General features: G+C 63.0%; 23 protein-coding genes and 6 tRNA genes. 9 read left to right on the top strand and 20 right to left on the bottom strand.

The window, feature by feature from the left end; genetic code table 11:
• Nucleotides 1–23: 23 nt before the first annotated feature.
• The 4 genes from nadD to leuS form a co-directional block, all read right to left on the bottom strand.
• The gene (gene nadD, locus JKV55_RS15620) at nt 24–671 is read right to left on the bottom strand and encodes a nicotinate-nucleotide adenylyltransferase (protein ID WP_202087661.1); all 648 of its coding nucleotides are present in this window, start codon (nt 669–671) and stop codon (nt 24–26) included.
• Nucleotides 668–1,690, bottom strand: a complete 1,023-nt coding sequence (gene holA, locus JKV55_RS15615) for a DNA polymerase III subunit delta (RefSeq protein WP_202087652.1) — start codon at nt 1,688–1,690, stop codon at nt 668–670. Before holA ends, nadD begins: the two co-directional genes overlap by 4 nt.
• Entirely contained in the window at nt 1,690–2,175 is a 486-nt protein-coding gene (locus tag JKV55_RS15610; RefSeq protein ID WP_202087643.1) for an LPS-assembly lipoprotein LptE, read from the bottom strand. The genes holA and JKV55_RS15610 overlap by 1 nt, the downstream gene beginning before the upstream one ends.
• A gap of 185 nt (nt 2,176–2,360) precedes the next feature.
• Nucleotides 2,361–4,940, bottom strand: coding sequence for a leucine--tRNA ligase (leuS, locus tag JKV55_RS15605; protein WP_202087641.1), 2,580 nt, complete (start codon nt 4,938–4,940; stop codon nt 2,361–2,363).
• A 121-nt stretch (nt 4,941–5,061) separates the two neighbouring features.
• Between leuS and JKV55_RS15600 the strand changes: the two genes are divergently transcribed.
• Nucleotides 5,062–5,547 (top strand): zinc ribbon-containing protein, encoded by a 486-nt coding sequence (locus tag JKV55_RS15600; protein ID WP_202087636.1) that lies wholly within the window; start codon nt 5,062–5,064, stop codon nt 5,545–5,547.
• Nucleotides 5,548–5,571: 24 nt separating this feature from the next.
• Here the strand turns inward: JKV55_RS15600 and lnt are convergent, their stop codons facing one another.
• The 5 genes from lnt to miaB all read right to left on the bottom strand — a co-directional run bounded on the left by lnt (nt 5,572) and on the right by miaB (nt 11,082).
• Nucleotides 5,572–7,101 (bottom strand): apolipoprotein N-acyltransferase, encoded by a 1,530-nt coding sequence (gene lnt, locus JKV55_RS15595; RefSeq protein ID WP_202087635.1) that lies wholly within the window; start codon nt 7,099–7,101, stop codon nt 5,572–5,574.
• Nucleotides 7,102–7,103: 2 nt separating this feature from the next.
• The gene (corC, locus tag JKV55_RS15590; protein ID WP_202087634.1) at nt 7,104–7,985 is read right to left on the bottom strand and encodes a CNNM family magnesium/cobalt transport protein CorC; all 882 of its coding nucleotides are present in this window, start codon (nt 7,983–7,985) and stop codon (nt 7,104–7,106) included.
• 5 nt (nt 7,986–7,990) lie between these two features.
• Nucleotides 7,991–8,461 carry an rRNA maturation RNase YbeY gene (gene ybeY / locus JKV55_RS15585; protein WP_202087633.1) on the bottom strand — a complete coding sequence of 157 codons (471 nt, stop codon included), beginning with the start codon at nt 8,459–8,461 and terminating at the stop codon, nt 7,991–7,993.
• The gene (locus JKV55_RS15580) at nt 8,458–9,492 is read right to left on the bottom strand and encodes a PhoH family protein (protein ID WP_202087631.1); all 1,035 of its coding nucleotides are present in this window, start codon (nt 9,490–9,492) and stop codon (nt 8,458–8,460) included. Before JKV55_RS15580 ends, ybeY begins: the two co-directional genes overlap by 4 nt.
• Before the next feature lie 159 nt (nt 9,493–9,651).
• Nucleotides 9,652–11,082: a tRNA (N6-isopentenyl adenosine(37)-C2)-methylthiotransferase MiaB gene (gene miaB, locus JKV55_RS15575; protein ID WP_202087630.1), complete on the bottom strand. Its 1,431-nt coding sequence runs from the start codon at nt 11,080–11,082 to the stop codon at nt 9,652–9,654.
• 162 nt (nt 11,083–11,244) lie between these two features.
• Here miaB and JKV55_RS15570 point away from each other — a divergent pair, with 162 nt between their 5' ends.
• Nucleotides 11,245–12,414 (top strand): FAD-dependent monooxygenase, encoded by a 1,170-nt coding sequence (locus JKV55_RS15570; RefSeq protein ID WP_202087629.1) that lies wholly within the window; start codon nt 11,245–11,247, stop codon nt 12,412–12,414.
• Between the two features lie 379 nt (nt 12,415–12,793).
• Here JKV55_RS15570 and JKV55_RS15565 read toward each other — a convergent pair.
• The 8 genes from JKV55_RS15565 to pth all read right to left on the bottom strand — a co-directional run bounded on the left by JKV55_RS15565 (nt 12,794) and on the right by pth (nt 15,442).
• Nucleotides 12,794–12,868, bottom strand: a tRNA-Gln gene (locus tag JKV55_RS15565).
• Nucleotides 12,869–12,876: 8 nt separating this feature from the next.
• Nucleotides 12,877–12,961 (bottom strand) — tRNA-Leu (locus JKV55_RS15560).
• A 7-nt stretch (nt 12,962–12,968) separates the two neighbouring features.
• Nucleotides 12,969–13,045 (bottom strand) — tRNA-Met (locus JKV55_RS15555).
• A 117-nt stretch (nt 13,046–13,162) separates the two neighbouring features.
• Nucleotides 13,163–13,237: transfer RNA gene (locus JKV55_RS15550), tRNA-Gln, on the bottom strand.
• A 124-nt stretch (nt 13,238–13,361) separates the two neighbouring features.
• A tRNA-Gln gene (locus JKV55_RS15545) sits at nt 13,362–13,436 on the bottom strand.
• Nucleotides 13,437–13,442: 6 nt separating this feature from the next.
• Nucleotides 13,443–13,519 (bottom strand) — tRNA-Met (locus JKV55_RS15540).
• Between the two features lie 218 nt (nt 13,520–13,737).
• Complete coding sequence (gene ychF / locus JKV55_RS15535; protein WP_202087628.1) at nt 13,738–14,829, bottom strand: redox-regulated ATPase YchF; 1,092 nt, start codon at nt 14,827–14,829, stop codon at nt 13,738–13,740.
• Nucleotides 14,830–14,845: 16 nt separating this feature from the next.
• Complete coding sequence (gene pth, locus JKV55_RS15530) at nt 14,846–15,442, bottom strand: aminoacyl-tRNA hydrolase (protein ID WP_202087627.1); 597 nt, start codon at nt 15,440–15,442, stop codon at nt 14,846–14,848.
• Nucleotides 15,443–15,634: 192 nt separating this feature from the next.
• On the opposite strand from pth, the gene JKV55_RS15525 reads away from it, so the two are divergent.
• The gene (locus tag JKV55_RS15525) at nt 15,635–16,363 is read left to right on the top strand and encodes a sulfite exporter TauE/SafE family protein (protein ID WP_202087626.1); all 729 of its coding nucleotides are present in this window, start codon (nt 15,635–15,637) and stop codon (nt 16,361–16,363) included.
• A 266-nt stretch (nt 16,364–16,629) separates the two neighbouring features.
• Here JKV55_RS15525 and JKV55_RS15520 read toward each other — a convergent pair whose 3' ends face one another.
• The 3 genes from JKV55_RS15520 to lolB form a co-directional block, all read right to left on the bottom strand.
• Nucleotides 16,630–17,577: a ribose-phosphate pyrophosphokinase gene (locus tag JKV55_RS15520; RefSeq protein WP_202087625.1), complete on the bottom strand. Its 948-nt coding sequence runs from the start codon at nt 17,575–17,577 to the stop codon at nt 16,630–16,632.
• Nucleotides 17,578–17,829: 252 nt separating this feature from the next.
• Nucleotides 17,830–18,699 (bottom strand): 4-(cytidine 5'-diphospho)-2-C-methyl-D-erythritol kinase, encoded by an 870-nt coding sequence (ispE, locus tag JKV55_RS15515; protein WP_202087624.1) that lies wholly within the window; start codon nt 18,697–18,699, stop codon nt 17,830–17,832.
• Complete coding sequence (gene lolB, locus JKV55_RS15510) at nt 18,696–19,274, bottom strand: lipoprotein insertase outer membrane protein LolB (protein WP_202087623.1); 579 nt, start codon at nt 19,272–19,274, stop codon at nt 18,696–18,698. The genes ispE and lolB overlap by 4 nt, the downstream gene beginning before the upstream one ends.
• A gap of 122 nt (nt 19,275–19,396) precedes the next feature.
• Here lolB and hemA point away from each other — a divergent pair, with 122 nt between their 5' ends.
• The 6 genes from hemA to JKV55_RS15480 all read left to right on the top strand — a co-directional run bounded on the left by hemA (nt 19,397) and on the right by JKV55_RS15480 (nt 24,874).
• On the top strand, nt 19,397–20,656 hold the full coding sequence (gene hemA, locus JKV55_RS15505; RefSeq protein WP_202087621.1) for a glutamyl-tRNA reductase: 1,260 nt from the start codon (nt 19,397–19,399) through the stop codon (nt 20,654–20,656).
• A 24-nt stretch (nt 20,657–20,680) separates the two neighbouring features.
• Complete coding sequence (prfA, locus tag JKV55_RS15500; protein WP_202087619.1) at nt 20,681–21,766, top strand: peptide chain release factor 1; 1,086 nt, start codon at nt 20,681–20,683, stop codon at nt 21,764–21,766.
• Complete coding sequence (prmC, locus tag JKV55_RS15495) at nt 21,767–22,624, top strand: peptide chain release factor N(5)-glutamine methyltransferase (protein WP_202087617.1); 858 nt, start codon at nt 21,767–21,769, stop codon at nt 22,622–22,624.
• On the top strand, nt 22,602–23,408 hold the full coding sequence (locus JKV55_RS15490) for a SirB1 family protein (RefSeq protein WP_202087615.1): 807 nt from the start codon (nt 22,602–22,604) through the stop codon (nt 23,406–23,408). The genes prmC and JKV55_RS15490 overlap by 23 nt, the downstream gene beginning before the upstream one ends.
• A gap of 8 nt (nt 23,409–23,416) precedes the next feature.
• A complete protein-coding gene (gene kdsA / locus JKV55_RS15485) occupies nt 23,417–24,265 on the top strand; it encodes a 3-deoxy-8-phosphooctulonate synthase (protein WP_202087613.1) in 849 nt (282 codons plus the stop codon).
• A 144-nt stretch (nt 24,266–24,409) separates the two neighbouring features.
• Nucleotides 24,410–24,874: an Lrp/AsnC family transcriptional regulator gene (locus JKV55_RS15480; RefSeq protein WP_202087611.1), complete on the top strand. Its 465-nt coding sequence runs from the start codon at nt 24,410–24,412 to the stop codon at nt 24,872–24,874.
• Nucleotides 24,875–24,882: the final 8 nt, after the last annotated feature.

Here is a 24,882-nt window from a genome sequence, read left to right as displayed (position 1 = left end):
CCTCGGTTCTAAGTGGCGGCGGATTATAGCACGGGCCCTGAATAGAGTCCCTTATCACGAATATAGACCGCTACTGGATCTGGCAACAAATATTGTGGATTGTTCCCGGTCCGGATGCAGTCACGGATCTGGGTGGAGGAGATCTCGAGCCGGGGGTTATCCAGCAGATAGATGGAGCCCGCCAGGGCCCGGTGCAGCTGTTCGGCGTCCCGGGTGCCATGGGTCCGGTAGAGCTCGGCGACCTCATCGTTGAAATCGGGCTCCCAGCCTGGCCTGTGGCTGACCACCAGGTGGGCCTGACTGAGCAGCTCCCGCCAGCGGTGCCAGCGGTTGAGCGAGCAGAGCGAGTCCATCCCCATCAGGAAGCACAGGGGGGTTCGCGGCAACTCCCGGCGCAGCTCTGTCAGCGTCTCTATGGTATAGGAAGGGCGGTTACGTCTTAGCTCGCGATCGTCCACGGTCAGCCCCGGCGTGTGCGCCGCCGCCAGCCGGGCCATGGCCAGGCGATGCTCGGGGGCACTGTCGGGGGGGGCCCGGTGCGGCGGAATATAGTTGGGCAGCAGCCGTACTTCATGCAGGCCCAGTCGCTCCAGGGTGCTGATGGCAGGCCGAAGGTGACCGATATGGATGGGGTCGAAGGTGCCCCCCAGTAGCCCTATGGGTTTGCTCATGGTGAAATGGCCAGCGGTTGATCGTCGAGAAAGCCGACACAGAGACTGTACAGCCAGCGCCAGGCCTCGTCGTCATCGAAGGCGGCCAGGGCCCGGTCGGCGGCCGCCAGCATGGCCAGCAGGCTACTTAACTTGGCGGCCGACAGGCGCCCCAGCACCGCCTGCATCAGCGGCTGGCGGCTGGACCAGATATGCAGGGCGGCGGCGGCCTGATGGAACGGCTGGCCATGCTGCAGCCCCAGTTGCAACTGCTGCAGGTTGTTCAGCTCCCGGGCCAGCAGGTGGCACAGCATGCCGGCCTCCACCCCCTCCTGGCGCAGCTGCAACAGGATGCGGCAGGCTCGTTTGACCTTGCCCTGCAACAGCGGATCGAACAGCTGGAAGGGGTTGAAATGATGATGAGGCTGCACATTCTGCTGCAGGGTGGCCAGGGTCAGCGGCTGGGCAAGGTCGAGCAGGCTCAGCTTTTCGATCTCGCCGGCCACCGCCAGCAGGTTGCCCTCGAAGGCATAGGCCAGCCAGTGCAGGGCATCGGGCTCGGCCTTGAGGCCATGGCGATGCAGCCGCTGCTCCAGCCAGCGGGGAAAATGACGGGCATCCGGTGCCGACACCGGCACCAGCGGGCCGGCGTCGGCCAGGGCCTTGAACCAGGCGGTTTTCTGCTGCTGCTGGTTCAAGCGGGGGCCGGCCAGCAGCAGCAGCAGATCCGGATGGCACTGGCGCAGCAGTTCCCGCAATCGATCGGAGCCGGTCTTGTCGAGCTTTTCCGGCAGGTGCAGCTCGATGATCTGGCGGGCGCTGAACAGGCTGAGGCTCTGGCTGGCATCGAAGATGGCGTCCCAGTCCAGGCCTTCGTCGGCATCGAAGCGGTGGCGTTCGTCAAAGCCCCGGGCGCGGGCCGCCCGGCGCAGTTCGTCCAGGGCTTCCAGTTTCAGCAGCGGCTCGTCGCCGTAAATAAAATAGCAGGGCGACAGCCCTGCCTGCAGATGCGCCGGCAGTTGCTCGGGGTAGAGACGCATCAGAACGACAGGCGGTTCAGCTGACGCAGGATTTGTTCGGCGGCCTCGTGTTCCATCTGTTCATGCAGCTGCTGCTGTTCACGGCTGGAGGCCAGCGCCTGATCGGATTTGTCCAGGAAGCTGCGGTTGAAGGCGACGTTGAACACCTGGCGCGGTTCGCCCGGCATGTCCAGGGTGAAGCGGGTCCCGAAGCGCATGGCGTATTCCAGGGTATCGGCCCTGGCATTGACCGAGGCGACGGTATTGCCCTGCCCCAGGGGGGCTATGGTCAGCACCGGGGTGGCGCCATCCGGCGCGACCAGCTGTACCCCGGCCCGTTGCAGCCGGGCCGAAACCAGGCGGTAAAACTGGGTCTTGTCATCCCCGGCCAGGGCCAGCCGTTGCAGCTCGGGAGGCAGGTTGTCACCGCCCCTGAGCTGGAAGCCGCAACCGGCCAGCAGCAGGGTCAGGACGATTAGCGTCCCGGCCTTGATTCGAGTGAGCATAACAACTCCTTTAAAAACAGCGATAAGCTTGAAGCCGGAAGCTTGAAGATAAAGGCTTGAGTAATCAAGCCTTTATGAAATCCTTTTCCAGCTTCCAGCTTCCAGCTTCCAGCTTCCAGCTTCCAGCTTCCAGCTTCCAGCTTCCAGCTTCCAGCTTCCAGCTTCCAGCTTCCAGCTTCCAGCTTTTAGTTCGCTACGATATTCAGCAGCTTGCCGGGCACGTAGACAACCTTGCGGATGGTCTTGCCGTCCAGGTGGCGGGCCACGTTGTCGTCGGCCTTGCCGGCGGCTTCCACCTCGGCCTGGTCGGCGTCGGCGGCGACCGTCACCTTGCCGCGCACCTTGCCGTTGACCTGCACCACCACCAGCTTCTCGTCCTCCACCAGGGCGTCGGCGTCGGCCTGGGGCCATACCGCATGGTCGATGTCGTCGTGGCCCAGGGCCTGCCACAGCCTGAGGCAGGTGTGCGGCACTATGGGATGCAGCATCACCACCACGGCTTCCAGCGCTTCCTGCAGCAGGGCGCGTTCCTGGGGCTGGTCCATGTCGACCCGGGCCAGCCGGTTCATCAGCTCCATGATGGCGGCGATGGCGGTGTTGAAGGTCTGGCGGCGGCCCACATCGTCACTCACCTTGGCGATGGTCTTGTGCAGCTCGCGGCGCAGTGCCTTCTGGCCGTTGTCGAGGCCGGCCAGATCCAGCGCCGCCACCGGGCCGCGGGCCTGGTGTTCGTACACCAGTTTCCACAGCCGCTTGAGGAAACGCTGGGCCCCTTCGACGCCGGAGTCAGACCATTCCAGGGTGAGATCGGCGGGGGAGGCGAACATCATGAACAGGCGCACGGTGTCGGCACCATAGCGGTCCACCATCACTTGGGGATCGATGCCGTTGTTCTTGGACTTGGACATCTTGGTCATGCCGGTGTGTACCAGCTCGCGACCGGCCTGGTCGAGGGCACGCTTGACCCGGCCTTTCTCGTCCCGCTCCACGCTGACCTCGAGCGGGCTGACCCAGACCCGGCCGCCCTTGTCGTCGGTGTAGTAGAAGGCGTCGGCCAGCACCATGCCCTGGCACAGCAGGCGCTTGAACGGCTCGTCGGATTCGACCAGGCCGGTGTCGCGCAGCAGCTTGTGGAAGAAGCGGGCGTACAGCAGGTGCATGCAGGCGTGTTCGATGCCGCCGATGTACTGATCTACCGGCAGCCAGTAGTTGGCCTTGTCCACGTCCAGCATGCCCTGGTCGTAGTCGGGGCTGCAGTAGCGGGCGTAGTACCAGGAGGACTCCATAAAGGTGTCGAAGGTATCGGTCTCGCGCAGGGCCGGCCGGCCCTGGTAACTGGTCTTGGCCCACTCGGGATCAGCCTTGATCGGGCTCTGGATGCCGTTCATCACCACGTCTTCCGGCAGCACCACCGGCAGGCTGTCTTCCGGGGCGCCGACCACGCTGCCGTCTTCCAGATTGAGCATGGGGATGGGCGCGCCCCAATAGCGCTGGCGGCTGACGCCCCAGTCGCGCAGGCGGTAGTTGACCGTCTTGCGGCCGAGGCCCCTGGCGGCCAATGCTTCGGCGATGGCATCGAAGGCCTGCTCGAAGTTCAGGCCGCTGAACTCGCCCGAGTCGAACAGCACGCCTTTTTCGGTGTAGGCGAGCTCCGAAATGTCGAGCTCGCTGCCGTCGGCGGGCTTGATCACGGGCACTATGTTCAGGCCGTATTTGGTGGCGAACTCGTAGTCGCGCTGGTCATGGGCGGGCACCGCCATGACGGCGCCGGAGCCATAGTCCATCAGCACGAAGTTGGCGACCCAGATGGGCACCTGCTTGCCGGTGAGCGGATGCACCGCATAAAAGCCGGTGGCCATGCCCTTTTTCTCCATGGTGGCCATTTCGGCCTCCGCCACCTTGTGGTGCTTGCACTCCTCGATAAAGGCGGCGAGTTCGGGGTTGCCCTCGGCCGCCTTGGCGGCCAGCGGGTGGGCGGCGGCCACGCCGACATAGGTGACGCCGAACAGGGTGTCGGGGCGGGTGGTGTAGACCTCGAAACCGTTATCCTGGCCGTCCACCGCAAAGCTCAGGGTCAGCCCCTCGCTGCGGCCTATCCAGTTGCGCTGCATGGTCTTGACCTGCTCGGGCCAGCCTTCCAGCGCCTCGATGTCGTTGAGCAGCTCTTCGGCGTAGTCGGTGATCTTGATGAACCACTGGGGAATTTCCTTCTGCTCCACCGGGGTGTCGCAGCGCCAGCAGCAGCCGTCGTTGACCTGCTCGTTGGCGAGCACGGTTTCATCGTTGGGGCACCAGTTGACGGAAGAGGTTTTCTTGTAGACCAGCCCTTGTTCATAGAGTTTGGTGAAGAACCACTGTTCCCAACGGTAATACTCGGGGGTACAGGTGGCCAGTTCCCGATCCCAGTCGTAACCGAAGCCCAGGCGCTTGAGCTGGTTCTTCATGTAATCGATGTTTTCGTAGGTCCAGGGCGCCGGGGCCGTCTTGTTGTTGATGGCGGCGTTTTCGGCGGGCAGGCCGAAGGCGTCCCAGCCGATGGGCTGCAGCACATTTTTGCCCTGCAGCCGTTGATAACGAGAGATAACGTCACCTATGGTGTAGTTACGGACATGCCCCATATGTAGCCGACCTGACGGGTAGGGGAACATGGACAGACAGTAGAATTTGTCTTTGCCCGGTTGTTCGGTAGCCTTGAAGGTCTGCTGCTCGGCCCAAAAGCGTTGCACTTCAGGCTCAATATTCTGGGGATTGTATTGCTCTTGCATCAGTGACGTCCGGTTCCGTGAAGAAATGGGTGGTAATACACGCGATAAATCGGCATAGAATACCCCAGGGGGTAGCAAGCAACAATAGCCGCACCTTCCCGGTTCAACAGAGGAAAGCGCCATGAGCGAGAAAGACGATCAGCACAAAAAAGGCTACGAAGCCTTTGTGGAGGAGCTGCATCGGCAGTGGCAGGCTGCCGAGAATACCACCATCAAGGAACTGGTGGAGAAAACCCAGGCCTACATGGAGGCGGCCGGCGATCTGACCAAGGACGAACTGGCCTTGATAGCCGAATACGTGAAGCGGGATCTGGCCGAAGTCGGCCACAGCGGGGACGAGTTCAGGGACAGCGTATTTTACCGGCGCATCAGCGAGACCGTCTGGGGCTGGCTGGCCGGTGCCACCGACAAGAGCCAGCTGGAATGGCGGGAGTTCGTGCAGGATCTGGAGCACAACGGCGAGTACCGGGCCGGAGAAGTGGTCGGACCGGGCCAGTACGACTGTACCCTGTGCGCCCACGTCCATGAAATCACCCACCCGGAGGTGTTGACCACCTGCCTGGAATGCGGCCACGACAGCTTTATCCGCCGGCCGCTGATGCCCTGAGCGGATAAGCGTGACGCGGCGCGCTTATTTAAACAGGCTTTTCTTCTCCAGGCTCCAGGCCCTGTCCCGTTGCCGGCAACCGACACCGGCAATCACCAGGCTAAGACCCAGCCAGGCCAGCAGCGGCCCGCTGCCGAAACGGGCATAGGGCGTGAGCCCGCTCATGCCGGTGACTTCGGCGCGCAGCACCCCTTCCTCGAATTGGGGAAGGCTGGCGGTGATGCGGCCTTTCTCGTCGGTGACCAGGGTCACGCCGTTGTTGGTGGCGCGGATCAGCGGCCGGCCCAGCTCCAGGGCGCGCATGCGGGCGATCTGCTGGTGTTGCCAGGGACCGATGGACTGGCCGAACCAGGTGTCGTTGGACACCGTCAGCAGGTAGTCGGTATCTGGCTTCATATTGGCCCGCACCAGCCCCGGGAAGGCCACTTCGTAGCAGATGGCCACGCTGAAGTGGCGGCCGGCGGCGTCCAGATCCGGTTGCTCCACTCCGCCCCGGGAAAAGGACGACATCGGCAGATCGAAGAAGGGCGCCAGCGGTCGCAGCAGGCTGCCGAAGGGCACGAACTCGCCGACCGGCACCAGCTGCTGCTTGTAATAGCGATTGCCGTGGCCGGGCCCGTAGGGATCCGGGCTCTGGCCCAGGGTAATGACCGCATTGTAGACGTCTTCCTCGCTGGGCCGGGAGACGATGCCGGTAAGCAGGCTCTGGCCGCGCTCCTGCATCAGGGCGTCCACCTGCTGCAACCAGGGGGCCAGGTGCTGTTCGGAAGCCGGCAGGGCGGACTCGGGCCAGATCACCACCTCGGCGCTCCGCTCCGGCAGCGTCAGCCCCAGATAACGCTCCAGGCTGAGTTCCAGCTGGCCGGGAATCCACTTGAGGGACTGCTCGATATTGCCCTGCACCAGGGCGAAGCGGCTGCTCTGGGTGGGGCTGACCCACTGGATAAAGCCGGTGCCGAAGGCGGCGGCCCACAGCGCCAGGGCGACCAGGCCCGGCCACCAGGCCCTGTTGCGCCGCAACAGCAGCCAGAGGGCCCCGGCAGAGAAGCTCAGCAGCCAGCTGATGCCCTGCACGCCCAAGATGGGGGCGAGGCCGGCCAGGGGGCCTTCCAGCTGGCTGTAGCCGAACCACAGCCAGGGAAAACCGGTCAGCACCCAGCCGCGCAGCCAGTCGGCCACCACCAGCAGGGTCGGCAGCACCAGCAGGACGCGCAACACCGGCGAGGGCATCAGCCGTTGGCCCAACCAGAGCGCGGCGGCGGTATAGAGACCGAGGTAGGCGGCCAGCAATGCCACCAGAAAAAAGGCGGCCGGCAGCGGCAGGCCGCCAAACAGGGTCATGCTGACGTGGATCCACCACAGCCCGGGCAGGAACAGGCCTAAGGCCCAGGCGAAGCCCCGTTTGGCGGCGATGCCCGGGGAGGCGTGCTGGGTCAACAGGCAGAGCCCGAGCAAGGACACCAACGCCAGCGGCCAGAGGTCGAAAGGACTGAAGGCTAAAACGCCGAGGGCCCCGCTAAGCAGGGCCCCGAGATATGGCAGGTAATTGCGCACTTTTATACTGGCTCCGAGGAGGAGGTTTCCTGAGTGTCGGGTATCTTAACCTGTAACTGCAGCAGGCGTCGACGGTCGGCGTGGGCGACCTTGAACACGAAGCCGTCGATCTCGAGCTGTTCGCCCTTGGCGGGCAGGTGGCCGAAGGCATGCATCACCATGCCGCCGACGGTATCGGCTTCTTCATCGCTGAAGTGGGTATGGAAGAATTCGTTGAAATCCTCGATGTCGGTGAGCGCCGCCACCGCATAGACCCGCTTGCTGATCTGGCGGATTTCGGCGCTTTCTTCGGCGTCGTACTCGTCTTCGATGTCGCCGACGATAAGCTCGAGGATGTCTTCGATGGTGACCAGTCCGGAGACGCCGCCGAACTCGTCGACCACTATGGCCATGTGGTAGCGTTCTTCCCGGAATTCCTTGAGCAGCTTGTCGAGTCGCTTGCTCTCGGGCACCACCACCGCCGGGCGCAGTACCTTCTCGATGGAAAAGGGCGCGTCGGTCAGGTTAAAGCCGTACTGCAGCAAGTCCTTGGCCAACAGTATGCCCTCGATGTGGTCCTTGTCTTCGTTGACCACGGGGAAACGGGAGTGGGTGGACTCGATGATCATGGGCAGGAAGCTGGACACCGGCTGGGATTTTTCCACCGTCACCATCTGGGAGCGGGGGATCATGATGTCCCGTACCCTGAGCTCGCTCACCTCCAGCACCCCTTCGATCATGTCCTGGGTGTCCTGATCGATAAGCTCGCGCTCACCCGCATCCATAATCACTTCTACCAGTTCTTCACGGCTCTTCGGTTCGCCCTGAAAAAGCTGGCCGAGTCGCTCAAGCCAGTTTTTCTTGCTGGACGAACCGTTTTCTGAGTTCGAATTATCGTCGCTCATGGACCTCATTCACCTTCATCATCGTCTTGATAGGGATTGTCGATACCTAAACCGGCCAGGATCGCTATCTCTTTGGATTCCATTATCTCGGCTTCGTCATCCTTAATATGGTCAAAACCGAGTAAATGCAAGCAGCCATGTATCACCATGTGCGCCCAGTGGGACTTCAAGGGCTTGTTCTGCTCCGCCGCTTCACGCTCCACCACCTGGCGGCAGATCACCAGATCACCCAGCAGGGGCAGTTCGATGCCGGGGGGGGCTTCGAAGGGGAAGGACAGTACATTGGTGGCATAATCCTTGCCCCTGTAGTCCCGATTGAGCTCACGGCTTTCCGCTTCGTCCACCAGCCGCACCGTGACTTCGGCATCCATGCGCTCACCGGCGAGCGCGGCAGCCAGCCAGGTTTCGAACTCCCGCTCGTCCGGCAGGCCGGGCGTTTCATCGCAGGCGACTTGCAAATCCAGCCACAGGGTCATGCTTTTTTGTCCTCATCGGGATGGGCGGCGCGCTTCTGCTGGGACTCGAAAGCCTCGTAGGCGCGCACGATGCGGGCCACCACCGGGTGGCGCACCACGTCTTCGGCGCGGAAGAAGTTGAACGACAGCCCCTCGACCTCGCTCAGCACCTCGATGGCGTGGCGCAGGCCGGACTTGGCATTGCGCGGCAGGTCTATCTGGGTGATGTCGCCGGTGATCACCGCCTTGGAGTTGAAGCCGATGCGGGTCAGGAACATCTTCATCTGTTCCACCGTGGTGTTCTGGCTCTCATCCAGGATGATAAAGGCGTCGTTCAGGGTGCGGCCGCGCATGTAGGCGAGCGGCGCCACTTCGATGACATTGCGCTCGATAAGTTTTTCCACCCGCTCGAAGCCCAGCATTTCGAACAGGGCGTCGTACAGGGGGCGCAGGTAGGGGTCGACCTTCTGGCTCAGATCCCCGGGCAGGAAGCCGAGCTTCTCGCCCGCTTCCACCGCAGGCCGGGTCAGCAGGATGCGGCGGATTTCCTGGCGTTCCAGCGCATCCACCGCGGCGGCCACCGCCAGGTAGGTCTTGCCGGTGCCGGCTGGGCCTATGCCGAAGGTGATGTCGTGGGTCAGGATATGGGCCACGTACTGGGCCTGGTTGGGGGTGCGCGGCTTGATCATGCCGCGCTTGGTCTTGATGGTCACTTCCTTGCCGTACTGGTAGCCGGTGTCGGGCTCCGGGCCCTGCTCCAGTACCCGGCTTTCCTTGATGGCGAGATGGACCTGCTCGGGAGTGATGTCGGGCACGGCCTGGCCCTTGACCGGTTGGGTCTCCACATAGAGCCGCTTGAGCAGCTCGCCGGTGACCTGGGCCAGGTGGGCCGGTCCCAGGATCTGGAAGTGCTGGTTGTGGTAGTTGATCTCCACGCCCAGGCGGCGCTCCAGTTGCTTGAGGTTGTCGTCGAAGGGGCCACACAGGCTGGCCAGGCGTTGGCCGTCGGCGGGCTGCAGTTCGAGTTCCAGATGGGTGACGTTGGGGGTCAAGGTAACTCCTTTCAAAAGCCGGAAGCGATAAGCCTGAAGCTAGAAGCTAGAAGCTAGAAGCTAGAAGCTAGAAGCTAGAATAGATTTTGATGTCAGGAAGCCGTTGTCAATCACTATTCCAGCACCAACGGCTTCCAGCTTCTGGCTTAAGGCTGCTGTTTAAGGGGTAAAGGTCGCCACGCCCACTTCGTCGGCCACGCCGTCGGGGCGACGAGCGAGGATGCTCCGGGGAGAAACCTGTACCCGCAGGTCCATTTCGGCCTCGCCGCGCAGGAAGGTGCCGCGCAGGCTGTGGGGCATCACTTCGGTAATTTCCACATCGGCGAAGCCGCCGATAAGGTGGTGCGGCCCTTCGAAGTTGACCACCCGGTTGTTCTCGGTGCGGCCGCGCAGCTCCATGGGGTTGAGCTTGGAGGGACCTTCCACCAGGATGCGCTGGGTGGAGCCCAGCATCTGCCGGCTGATCTGCTGGGCCTGGTTGTTGATCACATTCTGCAACCGGTACAGCCGCTCCTTTTTCTCGTCCATCGGCACATCGTCGGGCAGGTCGGCGGCCGGGGTGCCGGGGCGGGGGCTGAAGATAAAGCTGAAGCTCATGTCGAAGCCCAGGTCCTCGATGAGTTTCATGGTCTTTTCGAAGTCGTCGGCGTCTTCACCGGGGAAGCCCACGATAAAGTCGGAGCTGATGGTGATATCGGGCCGGGCCGCGCGCAGCCGGCGGATCTTGGACTTGTATTCCAGCGCGGTGTGCGGCCGCTTCATCAGGGTGAGGATGCGATCCGAGCCGCTCTGTACCGGCAGGTGCAGGAAGCTGACCACCTCGGGAGTGTCCTTGTACACCTCGATGATGTCGTCGGTAAACTCGATGGGGTGGCTGGTGGTGTAGCGGATGCGGTCGATGCCGTCGATGGCCGCCACCAGTCGCAGCAGCTCGGCGAAGCTGCAGATGTCGCCGTCATGGGTCTCGCCCCGGTAGGCGTTGACGTTCTGGCCCAGCAGGTTGACTTCGCGCACGCCCTGCTCGGCGAGCTGGGCGATTTCATAGAGCACATCGTCCAGTGGGCGGCTCACTTCCTCGCCGCGGGTGTAGGGCACCACGCAGAAGGAGCAGTACTTGGAACAGCCTTCCATGATGGACACGAAGGCGGTGGCGCCTTCGGCCCTGGGCTCGGGCAGGTTGTCGAATTTCTCGATTTCCGGAAAGGCCACGTCCACCTGGGCGCCCTTGCCTTCGAGCACGGATTTGATCATCGCCGGCAGCCGGTGCAGGGTCTGGGGACCGAACACTATGTCCACAAAGGGCGCGCGGGCGCGAATGGCATCACCTTCCTGGGAGGCGACACAGCCGCCGACACCGATCACCAGCCTGGGGTTGGCTTCCTTCAACGGACGCCAGCGGCCCAACTGATGGAACACCTTCTCCTGCGCCTTTTCGCGGATGGAGCAGGTGTTGAGCAGCAGCACGTCGGCGTGCTCCGCTTCTTCGGTGAGCTGGTAGCCGTGGGTGGCGTCCAGCAGATCGGCCATCTTGGATGAATCGTATTCGTTCATCTGACAGCCCCAGGTTTTGATATGAAGTTTTTTGCTCATGGCACTCTTTGAATTACGGCAAGGGACATGCGTTCAGGACCGGGCATTCTACTCTTTTCTCCCGGCAGTGACCAGATAATATCCAGCATGCACGGGGCCAGATTCTCGCCGAAATCGCCGGTTAAATGGGGTAGAATGGCCGAAAAATCCGGAGGTTGGACAATGGAACACTGTGATGTCGCCATCATCGGCGGCGGTATGGTCGGTGCCCTGGCGGCGGCGCTGCTGGCGCCTAGCGGGCTGAGTATCCGGGTTATCGAAGCCAGGGCGCCCGCCGCCTTCGAACCCGGGCAGGCGTTTGACCTGCGCGTGTCCGCCATCAGCGCCGCTTCGGTGCGCTTGCTGCAGCAGGCCGGGGCCTGGGATGCCATTGTCGCCATGCGGGCCTGGCCCTACCGCGCCCTGGAAGCGCGCGAGTGGCAGGGGTTCGGCACCCGCTTCGAGGCCCGGGAGCTGGATTGCGACCACCTGGGTTTTATGGTGGAAAACCGGGTGATCCAGCTCGGGCTTTGGCAGGCCCTGGCCCAGTGGCACAATGTGGTGCTGGACTGTCCCAACGGCCTGGCCGGGCTCAGCCGGAATGAAAAGGGCGCCGAGCTGGCGCTGGAGGACGGCCGGCGGCTGCAGGCCCGGCTGGTGCTGGCCTGCGACGGGGCCGAGTCGCGCACCCGCCAGTTTGCGGGCATCGGCGTTACCGCCTGGGACTATGCCCAGCATTGCATGCTGCTCAGCATAGAGGGCGACGCCCTGGAAGCCGAGACGACCTGGCAGCAATTCTGCCCCAGTGGTCCCCGTGCCTTTCTGCCCCTGGGCCAGCGCCACGGCTCCCTGGTGTGGTACGACCAGAAGGCGCGAATCCGGGAGTTGGCCGCGCTGGACCATGGGGCACTGGCACAACAGGTCGCCGCGCATTTCCCGCCCCGGCTGGGTGCCTTCCAGGTACTGGACAAGGGCCATTTTCCGCTGCGTCGGCGGCACGCCAACCAGTATGTGAAAGGCGCCGTGGTGCTGCTGGGGGACGCCGCCCATACCATCAATCCACTGGCGGGGCAGGGGGTCAACCTGGGGTTCAAGGACGTGGCCTGCCTGAGCGAACTGATGCACCGGGCGGTGGAAGGCGGCCGGGATGTTGCCTCGGCCGAGTTGCTGGAACGCTACCAGTGCCGGCGCCGGCCCGACAACCTGCTGATGCAGGGGGCCATGGATCTCTTTTATCAGACGTTCAGCAACGATCTGCTGCCGTTCAAGCTGCTGCGCAACCTGGGATTGAAAGCCGCCCAGCACAGCGGCCCGCTGAAAAACCAGGTAATGAAATACGCCATGGGGCTTTGAAGGGTAGCTTTAAGCCGTAGGCTGGACGCTGGAAGACACGCCAGCGGTGCTGCTGAAGGCTGCGCCATTCTTGTAAAAGCAGGAGGTGTGGCTTTTTGGTAGGGTCGGCTTTAGTCGATCTTTTCCAGTCCATAATCCCAAGTCCCAGAAAGCAAAAAACCGGCACATAGGCCGGCTTTTTGATTTTGATATGGCTGGGGTCCCGGGTTATGGACCTGGGCACTGAGGCCGGGAGCAAAACCCGCTGTTTGACCAGCTTTACAGAAATATGGCTGGGGTACCAGGATTCGAACCTGGGGGCGGTGCCGGGGTCAAGGCCCGTTGATACTGATCCGATAAACAAAAAACCGGCACAGAGGCCGGCTTTTTGATTTTGATATGGCTGGGGTACCAGGATTCGAACCTGGGAATGGCGGGATCAAAACCCGCTGCCTTACCGCTTGGCGATACCCCAATTTTTAATGGTGCGGGAGGCGAGACTTGAACTCGCACACCTTGCGGCGCCAGAACCTAAATCTGGTGCGTCTACCAATTTCGCCACTCCCGCAAAAGAGTGGTGGCTATGGCGGGATTCGAACCTGCGACCCCATCATTATGAGTGATGTGCTCTAACCAACTGAGCTACATAGCCACATAAGCATTGAGTCGCCTCAATGGTTTTCTTAAAAATGGCTGGGGGTACCGAGTTGTGAACCCTTGCACTGAGGCCGGGAGCAAAACCCGCTGCTTAACCAGCTTTGCAGAAATATGGCTGGGGTACCAGGATTCGAACCTGGGAATGGCGGGATCAAAACCCGCTGCCTTACCGCTTGGCGATACCCCAACGATGATGGTTGACAGTGATAACACAGAATCAGCCATCTTGAAAATAGCTGAAGGTGTTGGCCTTGAACCCTGGCACTGAGGCCGGTAGCAAAACCCGCTTTTCTTCAACCACTTCTTAAAAATGGCTGGGGTACCAGGATTCGAACCTGGGAATGGCGGGATCAAAACCCGCTGCCTTACCGCTTGGCGATACCCCAGCAGAGTGGTGGCTATGGCGGGATTCGAACCTGCGACCCCATCATTATGAGTGATGTGCTCTAACCAACTGAGCTACATAGCCACTTTGCCGTCGATGACTGCTCGTCACCGGACGGGGCGCATTATGCGTATCCGGCTCGGGAGCGTCAACCGTTTTTTCCCGAAAAACGGGTCGGGCTCAACCGTTTGGCCAGAAACTAGGCACGGTGGCGGCAGGGTAGCCAGGGCGGCCGGTTTTTTACTCGAATAAAAAAGAAAAGGCCGGGTCAGACCCGGCCTTTTGCAACGGCGGTTACCGGCTCAGACGTTGAACAGGAAGTTCATTACGTCGCCGTCCTTGACGATATAGTCCTTGCCCTCGGAGCGCATCTTGCCCGCTTCCTTGGCGCCCTGCTCGCCCTTGTAGGCGATGTAGTCGTCGAAGGCGATGGTCTGGGCGCGGATAAAGCCCTTTTCGAAGTCGGTGTGGATCTTGCCCGCGGCCTGGGGCGCGGTGGCGCCCACGGGGATGGTCCAGGCGCGGACTTCCTTCACCCCGGCGGTGAAGTAGGTCTGCAGGTTGAGCAACTGGTAGCCTGCGCGGATCACCCGGTTCAGGCCCGGCTCTTCCAGGCCCATGTCGGCCATGAACTCGGCGGCTTCTTCCGCGTCCAGCTCGGCGATTTCCGATTCCATGGCGGCACACACCGGCACCACTATGGCGTTTTCGGCGGCGGCGATTTCCTCCACCTGGGCCAGGTAGGGGTTGTTCTCGAAGCCGTCGTCATTGACGTTGGCGATATACATGGTCGGCTTGATGGTGAGGAAGTTCAGGTAGTCGATGGCCGCCCTCTCTTCCTTGGTGAGCTCTACGCTGCGCAGTACCCGGGCCTGCTCCAGGGCGGGCAGCAGCTTTTCCAGCACCGTCATCTCGAACTTGGCGTCCTTGTCGCCCCCCTTGGCCTTCTTGGCGTTGCGCTGCATGGCCCGCTCACAGGTGTCCAGATCCGCCAGCGCCAGCTCGGTATTGATGATTTCGATATCGTCCTTGGGCGATACCTGGCCGGCCACGTGCACTATGTTGTCGTTGTCGAAGCAGCGCACCACATGGCCGATGGCGTCGGTTTCGCGGATGTTGGCCAGGAACTTGTTGCCCAGGCCTTCGCCCTTGGAGGCACCCGCCACCAGGCCGGCGATGTCCACGAATTCCATGGTGGTGGGCAGGATGCGCTGAGGCTTGACGATTTCGGCCAGGGCGTCGAGACGTGGGTCCGGCACCGGCACCACCCCGGTGTTCGGCTCTATGGTGCAGAAGGGGAAGTTGGCGGCTTCGATGCCCGCCTTGGTCAGCGCGTTGAACAGGGTGGACTTGCCCACATTGGGCAGGCCCACGATACCGCATTTAAAACCCATAGCTGTGTCCTGAAATTTACTTGGTGGAATCGGCATTGAAGGCATGCAGGCGATTCATCGCCCTGGTCATGCCGTCGTTGAATAAAATATCGGTGGCGCGGGCGGCCTCGTCTACCGTGGCCTCCAACAGGCTCTGCTCGGGAGCCGGTGCCTTGGTGAGCACGAAGCCGGCTACCTGGGACTTGTGCCCCGGATGGCCGATGCCGAGCCGCAGCCGGTAAAAGTCCTTGCTGTTGCCGAGGCTGCTGATGATGTCCTTCAGGCCGTTATGGCCGCCGTGGCCGCCGCCCTGCTTGAAACGGGCGCTGCCCGGGGGCAGATCCAGCTCGTCGTGGGCCACCAGTATCGCCTCGGGTGGGATCTGGTAGAAGTTGGCCATGGCCGCTACCGACTTGCCCGAGCGGTTCATGAAGGTGGCCGGGATCAGCAGCCGTACATCATGGCCCCCGATGCGTATCCGGCCGGTCCAGCCGAAAAACTTGCCTTCTTCCCTGAGCTGGCCGCCGTGCAGCCGGGCCAGCTCGGCCACATACCAGGCGCCGGCGTTGTGGCGGGTGTGGGCGTATTCCGGGCCCGGATTACCAAGCCCGACGATCAGTTCGATAGGGTGCATATGCTGAGTCGGCCGTTAAAATGACGCCATATTCTAATGAAGAGCGGCAATAATGGCCACCTCGGTGACTTGATCCGCCGGAATCGGTAATATATCAACATTGTGTACGATTACGCTTAAGATCGTTTGCACTCTTCGGGGCGTCATCGCCCTTTCCATAGCCGCACGGATGCCTGTCACAGGATGCTTCTTATGTACGAACTGCTCGGCTGGGCCCTGCTCGCCGGGGTGCTCAATGCCCTGGCCGGTGGCGGCCTGTTCCTGACCCTGCCGGCGCTGCTGGCTACGGGCGTACCCAGCACCGGCGCCGTGGCCACCGCCAGCGTGGCGTCCTGGCCCGGCTACGCCAGCGCCTTCTGGGGCATGCGTCGCCAGCTCGGCAGCGGCCCCTGGCTGGCGCTGACCGGCATCGGCCTGGCCGGTGGCGGCCTGGGGGCACTGGCGCTGGTGCAGTTCCATGCCGACAGTTTCAACTACCTGGTGCCCTGGCTGCTGCTGGCGGTGAGCCTGCTCTATGCCCGCCAACTGTTGAGCCGGTCGGGGTTCGAAGGGCCACTCAGGATGAAACGGCGGGCCTGGCCGCTGCTGCTGGGTGGTGCCTTCTACGGCGGTTTCTTCGGTGGCGGCCTGGGGGTTTTGCTGATGGCGCTGACCGGCCAGCTGCGGATGGGCTCCAACTTGCAGCAGCACGCCATCAAACTGTATCTGTCGATGCTGGCCAGCGGCGCCACCATAGCGGTGTATTCCCTGTCGGGGCTGGTGCACTGGCGGGCCTGCCTGGCGCTGGCGCTGGGCTATCTGGTCGGGGGCAAGCTGGGCGCCCGGTTGCTGGTATGGATAAAGCCCCGGCTGCTGGCCTGGGCCATAGTGCTGTTCGGCATCGGCCTGAGCGGCTATTACTTTGTGCGCTTTTACGGGTAATGTGGTGAGGGGTGAGGCGTCCCCCCGGTTGCTGTGCACCTCACGCTTTCCGCCTCACCCCTCACGAAATAAAAAAGCCCGCGAATCCGCGGGCTTTTTAGACTTTCAGCTTCTAGCTTCTAGCTTCTAGCTTCTAGCTTCTAGCTTCTAGCTTCTAGCTTCTAGCTTCTAGCTTCTAGCTTCTAGCTTCTAGCTTCTAGCTTCTAGCTTCTAGCTTCTAGCTTCTAGCTTCTAGCTTCCAGCTTCCAGCTTCCAGCTTTCAGTCATCAATGTTCGAACATGGCGGAGATGGACTCTTCGTTGCTGATGCGGCGAATGGCTTCGGCCAGCATGCCGGACAGGGACAGCTGCTTGACCTTGGCCAGGGCTTCGATTTCCGGAGTCAGCGGGATGGAGTCGGTGATGATCACCTCGTCAATCACCGAGTCCCTGATGTTCTGGGCGGCATTGCCGGAGAACACGGCGTGGGTGGCGTAGGCGAACACCCGTTTGGCGCCGTGGTTTTTCAGGGCTTCGGCGGCCTTGCACAGGGTGCCGCCGGTGTCGATCATGTCGTCCACGATCACGCAGTCACGGCCTTCCACATCGCCGATCAGGTGCATCACCTGGGACACGTTGGCGCGGGGGCGGCGCTTGTCGATGATGGCGATATCGGTTTCGTCCAGCAGCTTGGCCACGGCCCGGGCCCGCACCACACCGCCGATGTCGGGGGAGACCACCACGGCGTTGTCCAGGTTCTTGGCTTTCATGTCTTCCAGCAGCACCGGGGTGCCGAACACGTTGTCCACCGGCACGTCGAAGAAGCCCTGGATCTGTTCGGCATGCAGGTCGACGGTCAGCACCCGGTCAACGCCCACGCTGGACAGGAAGTCGGCCACTACCTTGGCGGTAATCGGCACCCGGGCGGAGCGCACGCGGCGGTCCTGGCGGGCATAGCCAAAGTAGGGGATAACGGCGGTAATACGACCGGCGGAGGCTCGGCGCAGGGCGTCCACCATCACGATCAGTTCCATCAGGTTATCGTTGGTCGGTGCGCAGGTGGACTGGATGATGAAGACATCGCCGCCACGTACATTTTCGTTGATTTGTACGCTGATTTCGCCGTCACTGAAGCGACCGACATCGGCAGCACTCAGTTTGATAAAGAGACGATCGGCGATACGTTGGGCGAGTTCCGGCGTTGCATTACCAGCAAACAGCTTCATGTCGGGCACGGTTGAAAACCTCGGGGTTGTTTCATGGGTGGCGAGACTGGACGGGGCCGTGAACCCGTTTACGGAAACAAGTTCCGCTATCCAGCCCTTTTTATAATTCTGAACGTGGTGTGTCTTGCAGGTAGCCGGGTCAGACAACCCGGACGGCGAGCCGGCCTCGGCCGTGTCGTCCTGCAGACATCACTCAACAGCGAATTGGCCCTCGGAATAAGGGAGAAAGCGGGCCCACCCCCACTCTCTTGCAAGCGCTGCCTAGGTTGCCGTATTCGATGACGGGGCCGGTTCGTCGAGCTGTCGCAACGCAGTGAACAGCGGCGAAATATTACAGCCTTTGGCAATGAAACCGGTGCTTCCTTCCGGCGCCCTGGCCAACGCATTTTCGGCCGCTTCCCGGCTGTCGAAGGTGGCAAAGATACAGGCCCCGGTGCCCGTCATTCTTGACGGCGCATATTCTAGCAACCAGCCCAGGAGCTTGGCAACCTCGGGGTGGCGCTTTTTGACCAGCGGTTCGCAATCGTTTTCCCAGGGCAGGCTGAGCCGTTGTGCCAGGCTGAGCGCCGGGCTGGCGCGATGCAGCTCCGGATCGGTAAAGACGGCGGCGGTTGCCACTTCGATACCGGGATTGAGGACCAGATACCAGGGTTCGGGCGGATGGGCGGGAGTCAGGATATCGCCCACCCCTTCGGCAAAGGCGGCCTGGCCGCGCACGAACACCGGCACGTCGGCGCCCAGCCGGCGACCGAGACGGGCCAGCTGTTCCTGGCTGAGCCCCAATTGCCACAGCCGGTTGAGGGCCACCAGGGTGGTGGCGGCATCGCTGGAGCCGCCGCCCAGGCCGCCGCCCATGGGCAGCCGCTTGGTGAGACGGATGCGGGCGCCCTTGGTGCAGCCGGTCTTGCTCTGCAGCAGGCGGGCGGCCTTGATGACGAGGTTGTGCTCTTGCTCCACCCCGGGCAGGGCCGGCTCGAGGAGGAGATGGCCGTCGGCGGCCGGCTCGAAGCTCAGGCTGTCGCCATGGTCCAGAAACTGGAACAGGGTCTGCAGGTTGTGATAGCCGTCGTTGCGGCGGCCGGTGATGTACAGGAACAGGTTGAGTTTGGCCGGGGCGGGCAGGACTATCATGGCTTCAGTTCCCATTGGTTGATGGCCAGGCGCAGGGTGGTGGTATCGTGGGTCAGATTCAGCCGGCTCGGCAGCCAGAGGCCATCGATGCGGGTATAGCCCAGATAGCTGAGTTGCCAACCGTGAGCGCGCAGGCTTTGCGGCCGGCCATCGGCGTCGTATTCCACCTGGTCCGCTTCACCGGGCAGCCCCTTGATCCAGTAGGCCAGCTGTTCCACCGGCAGATCCCAGCCGGTCAGCCGGAACACCAGGTCCCGAGCGTTGCCCGCGGTATGCTGCCGGCCCTCGCTGTCGGTAAGCTGAATGGTGCCCTGGCGGCGGCTGAGGTCGAACACCCGGCTGCCCACCACATTGGTCAGGTTCATCCGGTAATCGTCGCTGTCCTGGCGCCAGAACAGGCTGAGGCTGCCCCGCTCATCCGGGGTGATGATGCCGAGCCGGGCCGACAGCTGCCAGTCCTGCAACTGGGCCAGGGTGGCCCTCTGGGCCTGCCAGGAGCCGGGAGGGGCTTCCTGTGCCCGGTAGGCACAGCCGGAGACGAGCAACAGGGCAAAGGCGATGAATAAGGCGCGCACAGACAACTCCGAGATTATGTTTGTCGTCAGTATAAGGGCAAGGTCAGCGCCTTTTAAAGGCTTACCCTTTCTCGTACAATAGCCGGCTACTTGAAAGATGTTGTGAGCCGCAGAATACCCTCATGAGCCTGCTGGTACTGGGAATCAATCATAAGACCGCTTCCGTCGCCCTGCGCGAGCGGGTGGCATTCGGGCCGGATCTCGCCCCCAAGGCACTGCAGGAGCTGATGCACACCCGAGGGGTGGAAGAGGCGGTGATTGTCTCTACCTGCAACCGCACCGAGCTCTACTGTTGCCTGGATCAGCAGGGGGAAAGTGACCTGGTACGCCACTGGCTGCAACGGTTTCACCATCTGGATGAAGACGAACTGACTTCCTGCCTGTACCAGCACCAGGGCGAGGAGGCGGTGCGCCACCTGATGCGGGTGGCCTGTGGTCTGGACTCCCTGGTGCTGGGCGAGCCGCAGATCCTGGGGCAAATCAAGCAGGCCTATAACCAGTCCCATCAGGTGGGCAGCCTCAAGGGCATTCTCGAGCGGCTGTTCCAGAAGTCGTTTTCCGTGGCCAAGCGGGTGCGCACCGAAACCGAGATCGGCGCCAGCGCGGTGTCGGTGGCCTTTGCCGCCGTCAGCCTGGCCAAGCGCATCTTTTCCGATCTCAGCCGTACCCGGGTATTGCTGGTCGGTGCCGGTGAAACCGTGGAGCTGGTGGCCCGCCATCTGAAGGAACAGTCGGTGACCCAGATGATGGTGGCCAACCGCACCCTGGAACGGGCCCAGAACCTGGCCCTGGAGTTCGACGCCCAGGTGATGACCCTGGAGCAGATCCCCGAACATCTGCCCAGAGCCGACATCGTCATCAGTTCCACCGCCAGCCCCCTGCCGATCATCGGCAAGGGCATGGTCGAGCGGGCGCTCAAGGCGCGCCGCCACAAGCCCATTCTGCTGGTGGACATCGCGGTGCCGCGGGATATCGAACCGGAGGTGGACGAATTGAGCGATGCCTACCTGTATACGGTGGACGATCTGCAGGGCATCATCGAGCAGAACCTGGAGGCCCGCAAGCGCGCGGCCGGCCAGGCCGAACGGATTATTCTTGAAGAGCGGGACCAGTTCATGGGCTGGTTCCGCTCGCTCAAGTCGGTGGATCTGATCCGCGACTACCGCACCCAGGCCGACGCCGTGCGGGAGCAGGAGCTCGGTCGGGCGCTGCAGGCCCTGGCCCAGGGCGAGGATCCGGCCAAAACCATGGGGGAGCTGGCCCGGCGCCTCACCAACAAGCTTATCCATACTCCCACCCAGGCGCTGAGCCAGGCGGGCAAGGACGGCGATCAGGAAATCCTGGCCGTGCTGGCCCAGAGCCTGGGCCTCGGCCAGCGCTGACAAGGCCATAGCGGCGAGACACAGATGAACGAATCCATACTGAAGAAACTGGAAGGCCTGCAGGAGCGCTACGAAGAGGTGCAGGCGCTGCTGGGCGAGGCCTCCGTCATCAACAACCAGGATCAGTACCGGGCCCTCACCCGGGAATACGCCCAGCTGGAAGACGTGGTGGGCTGCTTTCGCCGCTACCGCCAGGCCGAGGCGGATCTGGCCGGCGCGCGCGAGATGCTGGCGGAAGACGACGCCGAGCTCAGGGCCATGGCCGAGGAAGAGATCGACACCGCCGAGGCCGCCATCGAGGAGCTGGGCCGCGAGCTGCAGATCCTGCTGCTCCCGAAGGATCCGAAGGACGACAACAACTGTTTCCTGGAGATCCGCGCCGGGGCCGGCGGCGACGAGGCGGCCATCTTCGCCGGCGATCTGTTCCGTATGTACAGCCGCTACGCCGAACAGCAGCGCTGGCGTATCGAGATCGTCAGCGCCAGTGAGGGGGAGCACGGCGGTTTCAAGGAAATCATCGCCCGCCTCGAGGGCAGTGGTGCCTACGGCAAGCTCAAGTTCGAGTCCGGCGGGCACCGGGTGCAGCGGGTACCCGAGACCGAGTCCCAGGGCCGCATCCATACCTCCGCCTGCACGGTGGCGGTGCTGCCCGAGGTTCCCGAAGCCGAGGCCCCCGAGATCAACGCGGCGGATCTGAAGGTGGACACCTTCCGCGCCTCCGGCGCCGGCGGCCAGCACGTCAACAAGACCGACTCCGCCATCCGCATCACCCACCTGCCCACCGGCATGGTGGTGGAATGCCAGGACGAGCGCTCCCAGCACAAGAACCGGGCCAAGGCCATGGCGGTGCTGGCCTCGCGCCTGGCGCAGATGGAGCAGGACAAACGCCATGCCGAGGAGCAGAGCACCCGCCGCAACCTGCTGGGCAGCGGCGATCGCTCCGATCGCATCCGCACCTACAACTACCCCCAGGGGCGGGTGTCGGATCATCGCATCAACCTGACCCTGTACCGGCTGAGCGAAGTGCTCGAAGGCCAGCTCGAGATGCTGACCCAGCCGATACTGCAGGAGCACCAGGCCGACTTGCTGGCCGCCCTGGCGGGACAGTAAATGACCCTGGCCGAGCTGCGCCAACGGCTGCGCGAACAACTGGCGGGGGGCGAGTCGCCCGCCCTGGATGCGGACGTGCTGCTGTGCCACGTGCTGGGCAAGCCGCAGAGCTTCCTGCTGGCCTGGCCGGAATACCGGCCGACCCCGGCCGAGCAGGAACAGTTGGCGGCCCTGGTGGCCCGGCGGCGGCGGGGCGAGCCGGTGGCGCACCTGACCGGCCGGCGCGAGTTCTGGTCGCTGGAGCTCGAGGTGTCGTCCGCCACCCTGATCCCCCGACCCGATACCGAACTCATGGTGGAAGCGGCCCTGGCGCGGTTGCCGGCACGGCCCGCCACCCTGGCGGATCTGGGCACCGGCACCGGCGCCATCGCCCTGGCGCTCAAGAGCGAGCGCCCCGCCGATAGGGTGCTGGCGGTGGAATTCAGCCCGCAAGCGGCGGCCCTGGCCCGGCGCAACAGCGCCCGACTGGTGCTGGCCATAGAGGTGCGCCAGGGCAGTTGGTTTGAACCGCTGGCAGGGCTTTATTTCGACATGATCCTGTCCAACCCGCCCTATATCGATGCCGCCGATCCCCATTTACAATCGGGAGATGTGCGTTTCGAACCGGCGTCGGCCCTGGTGGCGGAACAGGCGGGCCTGGCGGATCTGCACCATATTGTCGAGATGGCGCGTGCGTATCTCAATGCCGGAGGCTGGCTGCTGCTGGAGCACGGCTGGCAGCAGGGGAGCCAGATGCGGGAATATTTTGACGCCATGGGCTATTGCCTGGTGCAGACCCTGCGCGATTACGGCGGCCAGGAGCGGCTCACGCTGGGCCAGTGGCCCGGGAGGCAAGATGCTGAAAACCAAGGTCAGTGAGTGCTGGCAGGGTCTTGAACCACGCAGTCTGATGATGCTGGCGCTGGACGTGGTGGAGAGCCTCTATGGTCTGGCGGTGCGGCACAAGGCCGAAGGTGACCTTCTCGCCCTGGAGCGGGAGCTGGCCGAGGTGCTGGCCGGCCAGGACGCCGCGGAGCAGCTGCTGCCGACCCTGTTCGGCCCCCTGGGGCTGGCCGGCGATTGGGAACGTTTTTTTTCCACCGACAACTGCCTGCTGGACCGGGTGCTGGCGCGCCGCCGGGGCATTCCGGTGACCCTGGGCATTTTGATACTGCACCTGTGCGAGCGTGTCGGGGTGCGGGCCGAGGGCATCTGCTTTCCCGGTCACTTCCTGCTGCGGCTCTGGTCCGGGGAAGAGGAGGCGATCATCGACCCCTTTACCGGGCGCGAGTTGTCCAAACGGGAAATAGAACAACTGCTGCGCGGCGCCCGGGGCAACCTGGCCCGGCTCAAGCCCGAGCAGCTCAAGGGGGCCGACAACCAGGCGATACTGGAGCGATTGCTGAATGTGACCAAGGCCGCCTTTATCCATCACAAGCAGTTTTCCCAGGCCCTGGCCTGCAGCCAGCTGTTGCTCAAGCTCAAGCCCGACTGCCCGGTAGAGCGGCGCGATCGGGGCTTTCTGTTCGAGCAGCTGGACTGCCACCGGCTCGCCGCCGAGGATTTCGAATTCTTCATCCAGCACTGCCCCGAGGATCCGGTGGCCGACGTGCTGAAAGCCCAGATAGCGGCCCTCGACCTGGGTCCTAAAACCCTCCACTAGGAGTAGCGATGAAAACCGTCAAGATCAATCAGATAAGCGTGGCCAACGACCAGCCCTTCGTGCTGTTCGGCGGCATCAATGTGCTGGAGTCCCGCGAGCTGGCGCTGAAAGCCTGTGAGCATTACGTCAAGGTGACCGACAAACTCGGCATCCCCTATGTGTTCAAGGCCAGTTGGGACAAGGCCAACCGCTCCTCCATCCACTCCTTCCGCGGCCCCGGCCTGGAAGAGGGCATGAAGCTGCTGGCGGAGATCAAGGATACCTTCCAGGTGCCGGTGATCACCGACCTGCACGAGCCCTGGCAGGCCGCAACCGTGGCCGAGGTGGCGGACGTGATCCAGTTGCCCGCCTTCCTCGCCCGCCAGACCGATCTGGTGGAGGCCATGGCCAGAACCGGCCGGGTGATCAATATCAAGAAGCCCCAGTTCCTGAGCCCGGGGCAGATGAAGAACATCGTCGACAAGTTTATCGAGTGCGGCAACGATCAACTGATCTTGTGCGAGCGCGGTGCCAACTTCGGCTACGACAACCTGGTGGTGGACATGCTCGGCTTCGGGGTGATGAAAAAGGCCACCGCCGGCGCCCCCATCATCTTCGACGTGACCCACGCCCTGCAGTGCCGGGACCCGCTGGGCGAAGCCTCCGGCGGACGCCGGGAGCAGGTGGTGGACCTGGCCCGGGCGGGCATGGCCACCGGCCTGGCCGGCCTGTTCCTCGAGTCCCACCCGGATCCGGATCATGCCAAGTGCGACGGCCCCAGCGCCCTGCCGCTGGCCAGGCTGGAGCCCTTCCTGGCCCAGATCAAGGCCCTGGACGAACTGGTGAAAAGTTTCGAGCCGCTGGATACCCAAGGCTGAGCCGGGTTTGAGCTCTTGTTCCTCACAAAGGCGGCCGGGGGCCGCCTTTGTGTTTCTCAATGGTTGAGCCGGATCGCCGAGTTATTTAGAATAGCCGTCCAGCCGTATTTATGGCTTCAACCATCCGACGGGATCCAGCCGGCAATGAGTGACAACCTCGACCAATTCGATCGCAAAATACTCGCCATCGTGCAGCGCAACTGCCTGACCCGCAGCGAAGTCATCGCCGAAGAGATAGGGCTGTCGCCGTCGGCGGTGCAGCGGCGGCTGAAGCGGCTGCGCCAGAGCCGGGTGATCAGCGCCGACGTGGCGGTGGTCGACAACCGCAAGCTCGACAACCTGATGACCTTTATCGTCGGCCTGGAAATCGAGCGGGAAAACTACCCGGTGATGGACCGCTTTATGCGCTGGGCCCAGGGCCAGGACGCCTTCCAGCAGATTTTCTACGTGACCGGCGCGGTGGATCTGGTGGCGGTGATCCTGGCGCGGGACGTGACCGAATTCGACGCCATCGCCGAAGCCACCATGAGCCAGTTCCCGGAGATCAAGCGCATGAACACCAATGTGGTGCTCAATGTGCTGAAATCCGGGTTGAATCTGCCGATCTGACCCTTTTT

Origin of the sequence: Zobellella iuensis, from assembly GCF_016746085.1 — a bacterium.
Lineage (GTDB): Bacteria > Pseudomonadota > Gammaproteobacteria > Enterobacterales > Aeromonadaceae > Oceanimonas > Oceanimonas iuensis.
Note: the sequence above shows the minus strand (reverse complement) of the source record. Positions and strands in the feature narration are given on the sequence as shown.

What these genes read in the sequence shown, in the direction of transcription:
- JKV55_RS15480 (WP_202087611.1), top strand. Translation starts at nt 24,410, where the DNA reads ATGAGTGACAACCTCGACCAATTCGATCGCAAAATACTCGCCATCGTG.
- JKV55_RS15490 (WP_202087615.1), top strand. Translation starts at nt 22,602, where the DNA reads ATGCTGAAAACCAAGGTCAGTGAGTGCTGGCAGGGTCTTGAACCACGC.
- ybeY (WP_202087633.1), bottom strand. Translation starts at nt 8,461, where the DNA reads ATGACCCTGTGGCTGGATTTGCAAGTCGCCTGCGATGAAACGCCCGGC.
- JKV55_RS15600 (WP_202087636.1), top strand. Translation starts at nt 5,062, where the DNA reads ATGAGCGAGAAAGACGATCAGCACAAAAAAGGCTACGAAGCCTTTGTG.
- hemA (WP_202087621.1), top strand. Translation starts at nt 19,397, where the DNA reads ATGAGCCTGCTGGTACTGGGAATCAATCATAAGACCGCTTCCGTCGCC.
- leuS (WP_202087641.1), bottom strand. Translation starts at nt 4,940, where the DNA reads ATGCAAGAGCAATACAATCCCCAGAATATTGAGCCTGAAGTGCAACGC.
- corC (WP_202087634.1), bottom strand. Translation starts at nt 7,985, where the DNA reads ATGAGCGACGATAATTCGAACTCAGAAAACGGTTCGTCCAGCAAGAAA.
- JKV55_RS15570 (WP_202087629.1), top strand. Translation starts at nt 11,245, where the DNA reads ATGGAACACTGTGATGTCGCCATCATCGGCGGCGGTATGGTCGGTGCC.
- nadD (WP_202087661.1), bottom strand. Translation starts at nt 671, where the DNA reads ATGAGCAAACCCATAGGGCTACTGGGGGGCACCTTCGACCCCATCCAT.
- JKV55_RS15610 (WP_202087643.1), bottom strand. Translation starts at nt 2,175, where the DNA reads ATGCTCACTCGAATCAAGGCCGGGACGCTAATCGTCCTGACCCTGCTG.
- JKV55_RS15525 (WP_202087626.1), top strand. Translation starts at nt 15,635, where the DNA reads ATGTACGAACTGCTCGGCTGGGCCCTGCTCGCCGGGGTGCTCAATGCC.
- prfA (WP_202087619.1), top strand. Translation starts at nt 20,681, where the DNA reads ATGAACGAATCCATACTGAAGAAACTGGAAGGCCTGCAGGAGCGCTAC.
- miaB (WP_202087630.1), bottom strand. Translation starts at nt 11,082, where the DNA reads ATGAGCAAAAAACTTCATATCAAAACCTGGGGCTGTCAGATGAACGAA.
- ychF (WP_202087628.1), bottom strand. Translation starts at nt 14,829, where the DNA reads ATGGGTTTTAAATGCGGTATCGTGGGCCTGCCCAATGTGGGCAAGTCC.
- pth (WP_202087627.1), bottom strand. Translation starts at nt 15,442, where the DNA reads ATGCACCCTATCGAACTGATCGTCGGGCTTGGTAATCCGGGCCCGGAA.
- kdsA (WP_202087613.1), top strand. Translation starts at nt 23,417, where the DNA reads ATGAAAACCGTCAAGATCAATCAGATAAGCGTGGCCAACGACCAGCCC.
- prmC (WP_202087617.1), top strand. Translation starts at nt 21,767, where the DNA reads ATGACCCTGGCCGAGCTGCGCCAACGGCTGCGCGAACAACTGGCGGGG.
- ispE (WP_202087624.1), bottom strand. Translation starts at nt 18,699, where the DNA reads ATGATAGTCCTGCCCGCCCCGGCCAAACTCAACCTGTTCCTGTACATC.
- holA (WP_202087652.1), bottom strand. Translation starts at nt 1,690, where the DNA reads ATGCGTCTCTACCCCGAGCAACTGCCGGCGCATCTGCAGGCAGGGCTG.